Origin of the sequence: Bartonella gabonensis (assembly GCF_903679515.1) — a bacterium.
GTDB classification, from domain to species: Bacteria; Pseudomonadota; Alphaproteobacteria; order Rhizobiales; family Rhizobiaceae; genus Bartonella; species Bartonella gabonensis.
On the sequence record NZ_CAHOYM010000011.1, the window covers coordinates 1 to 15,016 of the forward strand.

13 protein-coding genes and 2 pseudogenes are annotated in these 15,016 nt (G+C 37.8%); 1 reads left to right on the forward strand and 14 read right to left on the reverse strand.

The features are described from left to right. Positions 1 to 583 precede the first annotated feature (583 nt). The 6 genes and pseudogenes from HWX04_RS03535 to HWX04_RS03560 all read right to left on the reverse strand — a co-directional run bounded on the left by HWX04_RS03535 (position 584) and on the right by HWX04_RS03560 (position 7,945). The gene (locus tag HWX04_RS03535) at positions 584 to 1,366 is read right to left on the reverse strand and encodes an ABC transporter ATP-binding protein (RefSeq protein WP_175868839.1); all 783 of its coding nucleotides are present in this window, start codon (positions 1,364 to 1,366) and stop codon (positions 584 to 586) included. Further along, a pseudogene (locus HWX04_RS03540) lies at positions 1,353 to 2,150 on the reverse strand (ABC transporter ATP-binding protein); the annotation flags it as partial. The gene HWX04_RS03535 and the pseudogene HWX04_RS03540, both read right to left, overlap by 14 nt. A 79-nt stretch (positions 2,151 to 2,229) precedes the next feature. After that, the gene (locus HWX04_RS03545; protein WP_175868841.1) at positions 2,230 to 3,159 is read right to left on the reverse strand and encodes an ABC transporter permease; all 930 of its coding nucleotides are present in this window, start codon (positions 3,157 to 3,159) and stop codon (positions 2,230 to 2,232) included. Positions 3,160 to 3,161: 2 nt separating this feature from the next. After that, the gene (locus HWX04_RS03550) at positions 3,162 to 4,235 is read right to left on the reverse strand and encodes an ABC transporter permease (protein ID WP_175868842.1); all 1,074 of its coding nucleotides are present in this window, start codon (positions 4,233 to 4,235) and stop codon (positions 3,162 to 3,164) included. Positions 4,236 to 4,347: 112 nt separating this feature from the next. Further along, positions 4,348 to 5,949, reverse strand: a complete 1,602-nt coding sequence (locus HWX04_RS03555; protein WP_175868843.1) for an ABC transporter substrate-binding protein — start codon at positions 5,947 to 5,949, stop codon at positions 4,348 to 4,350. Between the two features lie 370 nt (positions 5,950 to 6,319). Continuing rightward, positions 6,320 to 7,945: an ABC transporter substrate-binding protein gene (locus tag HWX04_RS03560; protein ID WP_175868844.1), complete on the reverse strand. Its 1,626-nt coding sequence runs from the start codon at positions 7,943 to 7,945 to the stop codon at positions 6,320 to 6,322. An 883-nt stretch (positions 7,946 to 8,828) separates the two neighbouring features. Here HWX04_RS03560 and HWX04_RS08535 point away from each other — a divergent pair. Then, positions 8,829 to 8,909 (forward strand): annotated as a pseudogene (locus HWX04_RS08535) (DUF4102 domain-containing protein); the annotation flags it as partial. Positions 8,910 to 9,032: 123 nt separating this feature from the next. On the opposite strand, the gene panB reads toward HWX04_RS08535, so the two are convergent. From panB to HWX04_RS03600, 8 genes are all read right to left on the reverse strand, one after another. Then, positions 9,033 to 9,848: a 3-methyl-2-oxobutanoate hydroxymethyltransferase gene (panB, locus tag HWX04_RS03565; RefSeq protein WP_175868845.1), complete on the reverse strand. Its 816-nt coding sequence runs from the start codon at positions 9,846 to 9,848 to the stop codon at positions 9,033 to 9,035. Continuing rightward, the gene (gene panC / locus HWX04_RS03570; RefSeq protein WP_175868846.1) at positions 9,845 to 10,705 is read right to left on the reverse strand and encodes a pantoate--beta-alanine ligase; all 861 of its coding nucleotides are present in this window, start codon (positions 10,703 to 10,705) and stop codon (positions 9,845 to 9,847) included. The genes panB and panC overlap by 4 nt, the downstream gene beginning before the upstream one ends. A 23-nt stretch (positions 10,706 to 10,728) precedes the next feature. Next, positions 10,729 to 11,475 (reverse strand): DNA repair protein RecO, encoded by a 747-nt coding sequence (recO, locus tag HWX04_RS03575; protein WP_175868847.1) that lies wholly within the window; start codon positions 11,473 to 11,475, stop codon positions 10,729 to 10,731. A gap of 1 nt (position 11,476) precedes the next feature. Next, a complete protein-coding gene (era, locus tag HWX04_RS03580) occupies positions 11,477 to 12,382 on the reverse strand; it encodes a GTPase Era (protein WP_175868848.1) in 906 nt (301 codons plus the stop codon). Continuing rightward, entirely contained in the window at positions 12,375 to 13,082 is a 708-nt protein-coding gene (rnc, locus tag HWX04_RS03585; protein ID WP_175868849.1) for a ribonuclease III, read from the reverse strand. Before rnc ends, era begins: the two co-directional genes overlap by 8 nt. Further along, complete coding sequence (lepB, locus tag HWX04_RS03590; protein ID WP_175868876.1) at positions 13,063 to 13,875, reverse strand: signal peptidase I; 813 nt, start codon at positions 13,873 to 13,875, stop codon at positions 13,063 to 13,065. Before lepB ends, rnc begins: the two co-directional genes overlap by 20 nt. Before the next feature lie 80 nt (positions 13,876 to 13,955). Beyond that, a complete protein-coding gene (gene acpS, locus HWX04_RS03595; RefSeq protein WP_175868850.1) occupies positions 13,956 to 14,357 on the reverse strand; it encodes a holo-ACP synthase in 402 nt (133 codons plus the stop codon). Between the two features lie 37 nt (positions 14,358 to 14,394). Beyond that, positions 14,395 to 14,967, reverse strand: a complete 573-nt coding sequence (locus HWX04_RS03600) for a DUF2062 domain-containing protein (protein WP_175868851.1) — start codon at positions 14,965 to 14,967, stop codon at positions 14,395 to 14,397. Between the last annotated feature and the right edge of the window lie 49 nt (positions 14,968 to 15,016).

A 15,016-nucleotide genomic window follows, 5' to 3' on the forward strand; every position in this document is an offset into this window, starting at 1 on the left:
ATTCATACTATTCAATTTAACAAAAAGGTAGCATAACATGCTACCCTTTTTATTTATTATAATCTGTTTTTTAAGCGCTAAAAAAATAGAAAACAGCAAAATATTTGAAAACTGTCATTAACCGTTGGAAATTTTTTACAAAAAATTCTTCTTTTATAAAGAATAAAGCTTAGCATTTTTCAATGAATAATGCCTAAAACTGTAAAAAAGAGAACAACTAAAAACTAAGATGATATTGTAAAATAATGAGAAGCTTYTCCGTAAAATACAGCCATTATTCTCTTCTGTTATTTTTCAAAAATTTAATGCTCAAAATTCCAAAATAAAACTGCTTAAGATAAAATGATAAGCAAAAAACAGGATAACACTATCAGACAAAGAATATATGTTATAAGTCACTCGTATATTTCATAACCATAGTTTTAATAGATTTTAATAGGATTTAAAATAATATAACTCAGACACTGTCCAGCAAATTCATGACTAAAAAAATCCTATTATCTCCCTTCCCTTTTAACAATACCAACAAACATCTCCAGAAGCTTCAAAATAGAAAAATTCGCATTTTTTTCTGTGAAATTGATCACGCTCTTTGTTCTCTATGGACAACAGGCTCAATACTGGCTTCAAAAAACTCCCTTGTATAATCGTGTTGTGCATGTAGCTTACGCAATTCATCATTGCTAAGTTCTTCAAGAATAATCCCTTTATGCATAATTCCAACACGTTCACAAATATGTGCAACAACAGCAAGATCATGGGATACCATCAAATAAGTAAGCTTTTTTCTCTCGCGCAATGATTTTAACAAGTTTAAAATTTCAGCCTGTACCGACACATCCAATGCAGATGTTGGCTCATCAAGCAACAAAACCTCTGGCTCAATAATCAAAGCACAAGCAAGAGCAATACGTTGACGCTGCCCACCAGATAATTCATGAGGATAACGATAAAGAAATGAAGAATCTAAACCAACAGAATCTAAAGCATCCTCCACTCGCTCTCTTTGATTATCCATACCATGGATTTTGAGTGATTCAGAAAGAACTGTATGGACCATTTTTCTTGGATGCAGCGAAGCATAAGGATCTTGAAAAACCATTTGAATACAGCGTAAAAAATTCTTACTTCTTTTTTTCTCGACTTCTTGTCCCTCAAAAAGGAACTTTCCACTATACTCTGGAATAAGCCCCACCAATGTATTCAAAATAGTTGATTTTCCACATCCGGATTCACCAATCAAACCATAAGCTTCACCACGCTTAATATGAAAATTAACATTTTTAACAACGGTTACGGCCTTGTACCTGTGCCCAAACGTTACAGATAAATTAGAAACATCAATAATATTCTCACAATTTGTCATGATGCCCCCCCTCAACACCATTAACAATCGTAGGATTATACAACCAATCAGGATCACGCTCAGGAACAGCCAAAACATCAACAGGATTATCAAGCCGTGGCAAACTTGCTAGCAAAGCCTTTGTATAAGGGTGACAAGCATGAAACAAATCAGAAGCAGGCAACTCTTCTAGCACACGGCCCGCATACATCACCAAGATACGATCACAAAAATCGGCAATCATATTCAAATCATGACTAATGAAAATAAGCCCCGTTCCAGACTTTGTCACAAGTTCATCTAATACGGATAGAACTTGTCGTCTAACCGTAATATCAAGAGCAGATGTTGGTTCATCGGCAATAATTAAATCAGGTTTCGGAATGAGCATCATTGCAATCATCACGCGCTGTCCCATTCCCCCAGATATTTCACGAGGAAAGAGATGCATCACATCTTCAGGATCACGAATATGAACAGATTTTAACATAGATATAGTTCGCTCCCGTGCTTCAGCTTTTGAAACACGGTAATGAATACGGTAAGCCTCCATAATCTGCTCCCCAATCCGTATGAGTGGATTAAGTGAATATTTGGGGTCCTGTAAAATCATTGAAATACGCTTACCGCGGATTTTTCGCATCTGAAGTTCACTGGCACGCAATAAATCGATATCATCAAAGCGCATTTTTTTAGCTTTAACAATGGCTGATTTTGGACTCAGCTTTAGTATTGCGCGTCCAGTCATCGATTTTCCAGATCCGGATTCACCAACAATGCCAATTTTTTCTTTTCCGACAGAAAAGCTAACACCGCGCACAACTTCTGAAATGCCGCGCGTTGTAGGAAAAGAAATACGTAAATCTTCTACTTCTAATAATTTATTACCCATTGCGTGGATCCAATACATCACGAAGACCATCACCTAAAAGGTTGAAAGCAAGGCTTGCAAATAATATTGCACAGCCTGGTATTGCTGCCAACCACCAATTTGTCATCATAAATTCCCGTCCCGAGGAAAGCATCGCCCCCCATTCAGGACTTGGAAGTTGAGCTCCCAACCCCAAAAATCCAAGGCCAGCAGCTGTTAAAATAATTCCAGACATATCTAAAGTTAATCGAACAATCACTGAAGGAATACACATGGGCGCAACATGAAACAAAATAATCCGCAAAGGAGATGCCCCTTGTAAACGAACCACAGAAACATAATCAGAAGAACGTATCGTCAAAGTCTCAGCGCGCGCTAAACGTGCGATTGGTGGCCATGCTGCAATTGAAATTGCAATAGAAGCATTTTCAATCCCTGGTCCCAAAGCCGCTGAAAAAGCAAGAGCTAAAATCAACGCTGGAAAAGCGAGAAAAATATCAACAATACGCATAAGAGCAGTATCAACCCATCCCCCTACATATCCAGAGACAGTCCCAACAATGAGTCCTATTGGCCCGACAATAACTGTTGTGAGAAAAACAACATAAAGAGTAATACGAGAACCAAAAACAAGGCGACTAAAAATATCACGACCTAATTCATCGGTCCCCAAATAATGCTCCATAGAGGGAGATTGCAACCGATTCCCCAGATCATTGCTAAGAAAATCGTGCGTAGCAATCCAAGGAGCAAAAAGTGCACACATGATAATAATACAAATAATAAACAGACCGAATACAGCCGAAAAGTTATGAAAAAATTTAACCAGTGCATGATAAATTCTTTGTATGTTTGCTTGAATTATGGACCGTGGAACAGGATCATTTAACCAAGAGCTCAAAGAAGATGATGATTGCGATTTATGATGATTACTGACTGTCATATTCAACGTGTCCTTGGATCAAAAATGCAATAAAGCAAATCAGAAAATAAATTAATGGCGACAAAGATCAATCCTATAAGTAAAGTACATCCTACAACTGCATTCATATCTCCAGCGAGAAGAGCATTTGTCAAATAATGTCCAAAACCAGGCCAAGCAAAAACTGTCTCCGTCAAAACAGCTCCTTCTAATAAAAAAGCATAAGAAAGAGCAACAACGGTAATAACCTGAACAGCAGCATTCCGAAAAGCATGTCCCCAAACCGTTCGCGCCCACGATAATCCCTTTACACGTGCAGTAATGATATATTCCTGATTGAGCTGCTCAATCATAAACCCACGAGTCATACGGCTAATATAAGCCATAGCCCCGAAAGCCAAGATCAAAGCAGGCATAATAATGTGACTAAAGACATTCCCAAAAGCCTCCCATTGTCCTTGGCTTACCGTATCCCAAAGAAAGAATCCTGTTTTTGGTTCAAAAGAATATTCATAAAAAAAATCAAGTCTCCCTGGACCACCAACCCAACCAAGCTTGGCATAAAAGATTAACAACGCCATGAGCCCAAGCCAAAATGTCGGTGTAGAATAACTCAAAAGTGTAAAAACACGGACAAAGTAATCAATAAATGAATCGCGATACATTGCTGCAAAAACACCAAAGGGAATTCCAAGAGTTGTACCAATAACAATAGCAACAGTTGCAAGCTCTAGTGTTGCAGGAAATACCCGCATAATATCAGCTAAAACAGGGTGTCCAGATGTCAGAGCATCTCCAAAATCAAATAAAAATACATTATGAAGATACTTCCAATATTGAACAATCAACGGCTTATCAAGACCCAGCTTATAATACATGGCATCATAAGCTTCCTGACTAATATTATCACCAAGAATAGATAGAACAGGATCGAGAGGAAGAAGATGACCAAGAAAAAAAGTAATCGTCACCAACCCAAGCAATGTGATAAAAACTGAAATAAGAAGTTTTAATCCCTTGAACAAAAAATCCCATAAAAATAATTTTTTCTGCTTTTCTGATACAGCTCTTTCAGTCTCTGAAAATGGTAAAACCATTATAAAAATCCCCTCTGTAGCGATACAACATAAAGCGAATACCTTTTTTTATATAATGAAACAATTCCTTATTAAGCATGTTCTGCAACCCTTTTCCATAACATGCTTCTTTTTATTTTTCTGCTTCATTGTAGTAAAGTCTGTAACTATTCCAAACCCATTTTTTGACATCAGGTCCCATACCAACGGTATAATATGTCTGAAATAAATAAACCATAGGACCATGCTCTAGCACATAATGCTGTAAAGTACGATATTGCATAATACGCTTATTAGGGTCTTGCTCAAATAAAGCATCCATCACCATTTTATTAATATTTTCATCATAATATCCAGCGCGCCAAGCCAAATACATATTATACTTTTTCGTAAATGTTGGATCAGGATTAAACACGTGATTCAATGAAGCAGGATGTCCATCAGGATCAGCACTTCCCCACCCCATAAGTGCAGTATCATAATTTCCACCCCGTACACGACCTAACAATTGATTTTGTGCCATTTTTTCAAGTGTCAGCTCAACACCAATTTTGCGTGCATTAGCTTGAATAGACTGCGCAACAGATGACATATAACTAAGACTACCCACTAAAAGATTAGCTTTAAAACCGTTAGGATAACCAGCTTCAGTAATTAACTGTTTTGCTTTTTCCAAATCTAACTTAAAAGGCAGACCTTCTTTTTCATCCAAAGCTCCTGGAACACCTAAAGACATATAAGTTGCCCGAGGAATAGCAATTCCCTTCAAAACAGTTTTTCCAAGACCTTCATAATCAACCAAATAACGAAGTGCCAATCTGACCTTTTCGTTCGCAAAAATTGCATTCTTATTGTTTAACGATAGATAAATAATCTGCGGACGCAAAACACGACTAATTTTGACTGAGCCGCCTTTTTTTTCAAGGTCTAAAATATCCTCTGAAGAAAGATCACGCGCTATATCCACATCACCTTTTTCCAAAAGAAATCTTTGACTTGCTGAATCCGCTACATGTCGCACGACAATCTGCTTAATTTTAGGCATATTCCCCCAATAATGCTGTGTTGCCTCTAACACAACTTTATCTCCTGGAAACCAGCTTGCCAATTTATAAGGTCCAACACAAGCCGAATGTGTCGCTAAATATTTATTCCCCATATCACCGTTAATACTCTGTGCTTCTATTGTTTTCCGATCAAGCAGAGAAGAAGCATAAGACTGTCCAATAACAGTCAATATGAGCTGAATAGGATAGGATTTATCTAATTTTAATTGTAAAGTCTTATCATCAAGAGCCTGAATATTGGTTTCAACATTATCTTTGGTAAAACCATAATCCATTAAAAATTGAGCATAGCTCAAGCCTAATTTAATAATCCGTTGCATCGACCATACGAGATCTTGCGCCGTAGCCACTCTTCCATCATGAAACTTTAAATCATCACGAAGGTGAAAAACTATTCTTTTGCCATTATCTAAAACATCCCAAGATTGTGCCATAGCAGGACGAATTTTTGTAGGATCATGCTCATCATATTGCACGAGCGCACTACAAATATTCGTCAATAACTCACTTGTCACAACCTCAACGGTTTGCGCAGGATCAAAACTACTAATTGCATCAATATTCCATGCCATCACCAATATATCTTTAGATGAAGCACTAAATGCTGATACTGCAGCCCCATTAAAAAAAACCATTGTGCTTAATAAAATAAAAATTCTTTTCAACATTCTTTTTTCCCCGTTTTATCTCTTCTTTTTGTATACTTGTACCTTTTCACACAAAGCGATTGTGATTTTTTTCATCTTTTAAACAGCATGGTAACAAACATCAACTTCATTTAATCAAATGAGGCATCTATAAAATAATTCTCTCATATATCAATCTATACTCGAGATGAAGAAAATCTATAACCATAAACAAATCCTCCCCCATATAACTTTCCATATTCATTCCTCCCTATAAATGACCTCAATCCTATATGACATCATCCCCCACAATTTCATCCTTTAAAAACTGAAAGGCTTCTTGTGGGAGAATATTTTCATCATGCAATGACGATCAAATTCTTTTTATCTTTGACGACATGAAAAGACACGCTTATTTTTCAATTTCACTATAAAAAATACGCGGTGCACTATTCGAAACCCATTTTTTGACATTAGGTGTCATCGCTATCACATTATATTTCTGAAAAATAAACGCATAAGGTCCTTTTTGCATCAATTCACGTTGTAAATCACCATAGAGTTGTGCTCGTTTTTGTGAATCTTTTTGAAACAATGCTTCTTCAACTTTTTTATTCATAGATTCATCAAAATACCCATGCTGCCAGCTAGGATAGGCTGTATTTTTTGCCTCAAACCGATTATCTGAATTATAAACAAAACGTGAAGCAATTGTATGAGGATCCGTAGATCCGCTATTCCATCCGATAAAAGTCGTATCAAAAGCTCGGGCATCCACCTTTGAAAACAACTGTGTCCCTGCCACCCGTTCAATTTTAAGATGCACCCCTGCTTGTGCGGCACTATCTTGGAGTGACTGAGCAAGAGCTAAAGTATAAGGAGTATTTGAAACAAGAAAATTTGCCTTAAATCCATTCGGATAACCAGCCTCTGCTAAAAGCTGCTTTGCTTTGTGAATATCAAGCTTAAAGGGTTGGCCTTCTTTTTCATCCAAAGCCCCAAAGTTGCCAAGAGGAATAAAACTTGCCCGCGGAATACCAACACCTTTGAGAAGCTTATTGCCAAAACCTTCATAGTCTATGAGGTAGCGCATCGCCAAGCGTACTTTTTCCTTAGCAAAAATCGGATTTATCATGTTGAATCCCCAATACATCATGCTTGGCACCAACACCTTTTCCACCTTAACATCTGTTATTTTTTTCAAGTCTGCAAGATCTTCAGAGGTCAAATTACGGGCAACATCAACATCATGTTTTTGCAACAATAAACGTTGTGTTTCTGGCTCTGCAACATGGCGAATGAGAATTTGCTTCAGTTTCGGTGCCTCTCCCCAATAATGGGAACTTGCACGCAACAAAAGAGCTTCTCCAGGGCGCCAACTTTTTAACTGATAAGGACCAACACAAGCAGTATGACTCTTCAAATACTGATTTCCCAGATCGCCATCTTTTTCATGCTTCATAATGGTTTCATGATCAAGCAAAGCCGTTACATGATTTGCAATAACATTATTAAGAATAAGCTCTGCAGGATAAGACTTATAAAATTTTATCACCACCGTTTTCTCATCGGGTGCTTGCAAAGCATCATCAACATTTTGCTCTGTAATTCCATATTCATTAAAAGTTGCCGCATCGGCCATTTTTAATTTGACAACCCGCTTCATACCCCAAACAAGATCATTGGCGTTGGCGGATCTACCATCATTAAACTTCAAACCATCACGCAAATGAAAGGTAATCACCGTATTGTGATCATCCCCTGAAACATCCCAATGTGTTTCTAATGCTGGAACCATTTTTGTTGGATCACCTGCCGCTGTAGTGACCAAGTTATCACAAATATTTCCAATAATTTCACTTGCATAAACATCATTGCTTTGAGCCGGATCAAACGTACTGATTGCATCGAAATTCCAAGCCATTACAAGAGTATTAGCCGGCGTTTTTGCTGAAACTTGTTGTACAACCATCCCCAGTGCCATAAGAGCAGAAACAAGACAACTGCTCCTTTTCAATATTTTTTTCTTCAAGTTCATAAACTTTCCCCTTTATTTTTTATCAATTAATGACACTGAAATGACATGAAAATTTATAATCATAAAGGGCATCTTTATAATTATAAAGATTGAAGAAATATGTTCTCATCACCTATACAGAGTCATCTCCTTTTAAACTCCATCCATTTTATCAATTCATTGACTGACAGCCTCTATTAAACCATAGCGCACATGCAATAGATGTTTTGTCAACCAATATAATATGCTTTTCATAATGGCTTTTTGCACACGACAATGCTCTGTATCAGCCCCCAATTAATCATCAAAACAAAATTAATTATACAATTTTCCCCAAAGACATAACAAATACAAATCCTTTTAACTTTAACGCGTACCATTGCTTTGCCGCTATAAAATATAGAATAGCAAATAACATGCTGTAACAAAACGTTTGGTTTCAAACAGCAACATACAGAGATTCAATGAAGCAATGTAGTGAATACTAACCCGCCTGATCTTAAGTATCCTCTCCAAAACTGAAGCTCACACGCAGCAAACCCCCACTCTAATAGAGGGAAGAACTATCAGATAATAAAACCTAACACAAGCAGCTTGAGTTATTTAACGTCAATTTTTCATCGCTGCAGTTTATTTTGTCTTGCCTAAGCAAGTCTTGAACAATGAGCCACCGCACAAATAGACCAACGATCATACAACCCAAATAAAATATAATATCGCAACAACAGTCCCCATCTAAAAACTATTTTGCATTCATCAATAAACATGAATAAAATATTCATTACTGATCACAACGTTCATGTCATTAACGGAAATAAAAATACCTCAGCTAAACCCTTTCAAATGCCAAGCACTGCTGCAATATTTTAGAATTGAAAAGTGTGCGCGATGGTATCGACCATTCCTTCATAAGCGTAAAGATGGAGGTGCTCAATGGCTTTATCGTTATACCATTCGCGAGCGCCGTCGCGAGATAGAATTAGGTTTCTAAATGTTTCTTTAAAAAAAGCACAGATAAAATTGCATACAAAAATATATGGAATAATGCACATTCATTATAACAATAGACAAACATTCGCTTATCGAACTTTTTAGCTTAAACTAAAATTTATTTCAGTTTATAAACTTCCTTATCCGCTGGAAAAGCACGGGATGCAACATCTTCTGCATAGTTTTTGATTGCAGTTTCCATGGCTTGTTCAAGGTTCCCATAACGACGTACAAATTTGGGTACATGATCCCCATAGCCCAACATATCTTCCATTACCAATACTTGACCATCACATTGATTGGATGCACCAATACCGATGGTTGGGATAGAAAGCTGTTTTGTTAGTTTAACCGCTAAAGGTTCGACAACTCCTTCCAAAACAACGGCAAAAGCACCTGCCTTTTCAATCGCTGCTCCATCTGCTTCAATTCTTTGCCAATCACTCTCTTTACGTCCTTGTGTCTTAAAACCACCAAAACGATTCACCGCTTGGGGAGTAAGACCAATATGTCCCATCACTGGAATGCCACGTTTACATAAAAAATCTATTGTTTCCGCTATATAAACTCCACCTTCAAGCTTAACAGCTCCACACCCTGTTTGTGCAAGAATACGCGATGCATTTAAAAATGCCTTCTCTTTACTTTCCTCATAAGAGCCAAAAGGCATATCAATAACGACAAGAGCTTTTTGAGATCCACGCACCACGGCTTTTCCGTGTAAAATCATCATATCTAAATTAACAGGAAGCGTTGTCTCAAACCCATACACAACCATACCAACGCTATCACCCACCAAAAGGATATCGCAATAGGGATCTGCAATCCGTGCAGTATAAGCTTGATAAGCTGTTAAAGAAACAATCGGCTGTTGTCCCTTCCTTGTACGTATTTGAGAAGATGTTATACGCTTCACCGTTTTATGGATACTCATTTTTTGCCCTTCTCTTGCAATATATATTGATCAATCAGCCTTACCTCACCAAAGCGGACAGTAAGAAGTAAAACTGCTGGTTTATTCAATGTTCCTTTAACCGTAGACAAAGTTTCCATATCCCGTAAATCTATTGCTTCAATGATTGCACGCATTTCTTTTCGTAAAATATTACGAACAATTTTGCATAACTTATCAACCGACCGCTCACCTTCATGGTAAAGTTTTTCAGCGGCTTTTCCACTTTCAGGAATAATTTTGGCCGCTTTACGATCTTCTAATGTTAAAAGTTTATTCCGTGAAGAGTATGCGACACCATCTGCTTCACGTAAAATAGGAACTCCAATAATTTCAACAGGAAAAGCTAAATCTTCAACCATACGCCGAACAATTAAAATTTGTTGAAAATCTTTTTCTCCAAAAAAAGCCTTATCAGGTTGAACAATATTAAAAAGCTTAGCAACAACACTTGTTACACCACAAAAGTGTCCTGGACGTAATTTTCCCATTAAAATATGTGATAATTTTTCCACTTGCACAATTGTATCATTTCCCAGTGGCCACATTTCATCTACAGAAGGTGCAAAAACACATTCAACACCCGCTTTTTCTAATAAAGCGCAATCGCTTCTTAAGTCTCTTGGATATTGAGCAAAATCTTCATTAGGCCCAAATTGCTTTGGATTGACAAAAATAGAAACCAATACGCGATCACACATTGCTTTTGCACGCTGTACTAATGCAAGATGCCCCTGATGGAGTGCCCCCATTGTTGGAACAAAACCAATCGAAAAGCCTAAACGCCGTTTCTCTGAAGTATATTGGCGAACTTCAGCAATTGTCTTTAAAATTTTCATTTTCTCATTCTATTCAAATCAGATCAACAAATAAAGGCTTGTGTACCAAATCGACGCTCAAACAACTGTATCAAATTCATGCGCACTGATGGCTGTTTTATATCTCGTGGCTCCCAGACATGACGCATAAGAAAAAAACCCGTTAAGTTAAAAGCATTTATTATATCCTTAAAATCAGCAGGACGGGTTGCTCTTTGCACAAGAAACTGTGGGAGAATGAGAAGCTTTTTTTTCCAAGGTTCCCCTGCTTCTTCACAAACAGCCCGTCCAGATTTTGGCGATACGTAAGAAAGCTTTTCCTGACGACCTGTTGCAGCACAACAAGATAAATCAAGACCAAAACCAAGTTCTTTAAGAAGCCGCATTTCAAAACGTACAAGCAATTCTGCATTTACAAATGGTTCATCAAAATTCTGCATAAAAAGGTGTAAAATATCATATAAAGCTGGGTGTGGATCACGCTCAGGAAGCAGCCGCAAATGAAAAGCGATCAATTGCAAAGCATAAAGTGCTTCTGGTAAACAGATTAATCGTGCCGCATGTAAATCAAGTGCTTCAAGGCGAAAAAGTCCCAAATATTCTTCTAAACGCGCCCACCATTCAACCTCCACAAAATTTCCAGGCTGAAGAAGAGCAGCCATACGACGTGAGCGTCCCCCTTTTACCACCCCCATATAACGACCACGTTCACGTGTCATAATCTCAAGAATGACACTTGTTTCACCATATTGGCGCGCCCCAAGAATAACAGCTTGCTCTTTCCACTTCATCTTATTTTAAAAAATCCAATCCCATTTCGCGATAACGTTCTGGATCGGTATCCCAATTATTGCGCACTTTCACAAAGAGAAAAAGATGAACCTTTTGATCCATAATTTCCATAAGCTCCTTGCGTGCTGCTTGACCAATCGTTTTAATTGTATCGCCCTTTGCTCCTAAAACAATTTTCTTCTGACTCTCACGCTCTATATAAATAACTTGATTAATTTTAACGGAACCATCTGAACGCTCTTCAAAGCTTTCTGTTTCAACTGTTGAGGAATAAGGAAGCTCATCATGAAGACGAAGAAAAAGTTTTTCACGCGTAATTTCAGCAGCAAGATGACGCATAGGCATATCGGAAATTTGATCTTCCGGATAATACCATGGTCCCTCCTGCATCATATTACTCAAGGCATGAAGTAAATCCTTGCAACCAGAACCGTTTAGAGCAGAAATCATAAATGTTTGCGCAAACTTTACACGTTCATTTATTTTAGTGGTTAACGTTAAAAGAGATGACTTAACAACAGTATCAACCTTATTGAGAACCAGAACTTTTTCTTGTTTCATATTGTTTATAATATCCAACATCATCTCAACTTCATCCGAAAAACCACTTTGAGCATCAATTAAAACGAGCAAAACATCAGCACTCTTAGCCCCTCCCCAAGCAGCAGAGACCATGGCACGTTCTAAACGCTTATGAGGACGAAAAACACCCGGTGTATCGACAAACACAATTTGCACATCATCATGAATGACAATACCACGGATTAAAGTTCGTGTTGTTTGTACCTTATGCGTTACAATTGAAACCTTTGTTCCAACCAATTGATTAACCAATGTCGATTTACCGGCATTAGGCATCCCAATAAGCACAACAAACCCTGAACGCGTTTTCATAACATCACTCATGATCATTTTTTCCCACGTTTTTCCATACCCCTTCTCGTCGCAAAATTTTTTCAGCTGCCATCCTTTCGGCACATCTTTTAGAGCTTCCTTGCCCAATCTCTGAAGCAAAACCTGAAATACTGGCCTCTACCATAAAAACAGGATCGTGATCTGGACCTGAACGTTTGATAACCTGATAATGTGGTTGTGCATTGCCTTGAATATGCGCCCATTCCTGTAACTCTGTCTTGGCATCACGTCGACCAGCATCCATTTTCTTTGCCCGACTTTGCCAATATTTTTGAATGAAAGGACGAACGCTTTCCAATCCTCCATCAAGATAGATTACAGCAATCAAAGCTTCCACGACATCTGCATGCATATTGATGAGTCGACGCCCTTCAAAATTTCTCATCTCAAAACCAACATGGATCATATCAGGCAGCCTCATTTCGCGTGCAATATCAGCACACGTCTGCGCATTAACCAGATGATTCAAACGCACCGATAATTCGCCTTCACTTGCTTGAGAGAAAAGTTGATACAGCATCTCTGCAATCAAAAGGCCCAGAACCCGATCTCCTAGAAATTCCAGTCGCTCATAATTTCCTCGTTCCGAATCTTGGACACTAGAATGTGTTAATGCTCTTTTTAACCTCTCTTCATCTTTAAAGCGATGTCCCGTCAGCTTCTCAAGCTGATCAATCATTGGACGCTTCATTATTATTTCCTTGTTTGATAAGCGGCAAATCATGAACAGTATTGATGAAAGAAAACAAACGATTCCAACGCACATCAAATGGCCAACGCCAAAGCTGCCAAGCACTTGAACTATTACTAATAGAGAAAAAAATCACACTTGCTCGACCAACCAGATTCTCCTCTGGAACATAACCTACATCCAAACGACTATCGTCTGAATTATCGCGGTTGTCACCCATCATAAAATAATGACCTTCTGGAACTTCAAAGACTTCCGTGTCATCAACTTTTGGAATAAAAGCTAAATCAAGCGTATCATAGCTCACACCATTGGGCAGTGTCTCACGATAGACGTCAACAGGATAATTAACCTCCGTTATATCAGAATTATCAATCTTCCCCATAAAACGACGTGAAACAGCCTCATCATTAATATAAAGAACACTTTGTCGAACTTGTATACGATCACCTGGGAGCCCAACAACACGTTTTATATAATCAATCTTTGGATCACTGGGTAAACGAAAAACAACAACATCCCCACGCTGAGGCTGAGATGCCCAAATCCGTCCTGAAAAAAGAGGAGGAGAAAAAGGAATAGAAAAACGAGAATAGCCATATGCATATTTTGAAACAAATAAGTAATCCCCCACTAACAAAGTAGGACGCATTGAACCAGAAGGAATGCTAAAAGGCTGGAAAAAAAGTGTCCGAATAAACGCTGCTAAAAGCAAAGCTTGTATTAAAACAGAAATTAATTCAAGAAACCCATCTTTTTTTTCTTTTTTATGCACTGTATCTTTTTGGACCATCACCAACTGCCTTTTCATCACAAATATAACTCTTTTTCATCATAATACTCAAATAAAAAAAGCACAATCTCTCACGCCATCTATCCACGTGGAAGTGCTTCAATAATAACAAATGCCTGCGCCCAAGGAAAATCATCTGTGATGCTGAGATGAATAACCGCATCATGATGAGGAGGTAACAACTTTTGAAGTTGTATTTGCGCATAATTTGTTAATTGCATGATTGGTTTCCCAGATGGCAAATTAACCACCCCCATGTCTTTCCAATTGATACCACAAGCGATTCCCGTCCCTAGGGCTTTAGCACATGCTTCTTTAGCGGCAAATCTTTTTGCATAAGAAGAAGAATTTTTTTTGAGATTTTCGGATCTATTCCTTTCGATATCCGTAAAAACACGCTGGATAAAACGCTCGCCATAACGAACCAACATTCTCTCAATACGTCGTATATCAACCAAATCATTTCCAAAACCAATAATCATAAGATATTATCCGATCTTCCTTACGATGAACACCTCTTTAAACGCCTTTTTTTATAATCTTTTGATATCGCTTTTGTTTAAAACGAACCGTTGCTCTATAAACACCTATATAAGATAAACCACCAAAAACACCCCCTAAAAGAGTTCCACCTAAAATCATAGGACGCATAATTGTATCCCATGCACCTTTAAAAAGGAGAGAGAAATTTGACACTGTCAAACCATTAAATAAAGCACGAATTTGAGAAAGAGAAATCTCATTGACATCGCTAAAAAGCGATAAACAAAAATACCCTATTTTATAATCAGCCATGACAATCAATAAAAATGTAAGGGGATTAGAAAAAACCGTCCCAATGATTGCAGCCGCAAAGTTTGCACGCAAAATCCAAGAAAAAAATACTGCCAAAATCATATGTACCCCGAAGATAGGGGTACAGGCTAAAAAAATACCAATAGCAAATCCTAACGCAACTTCATGCGGTGTTGCTGATATACGCAAGATACGTTTATAGATGTAAGAAAATGAGCGAGAAAATGAACGACGTGGCCATAACCAAAGTCGAATACGCGTTACAAAATCTACTGGTTCTCGACGACGAAAAAGCATATGACTCTCAATACACATCTTTTGATGATGAAACAATCTATATCATCCA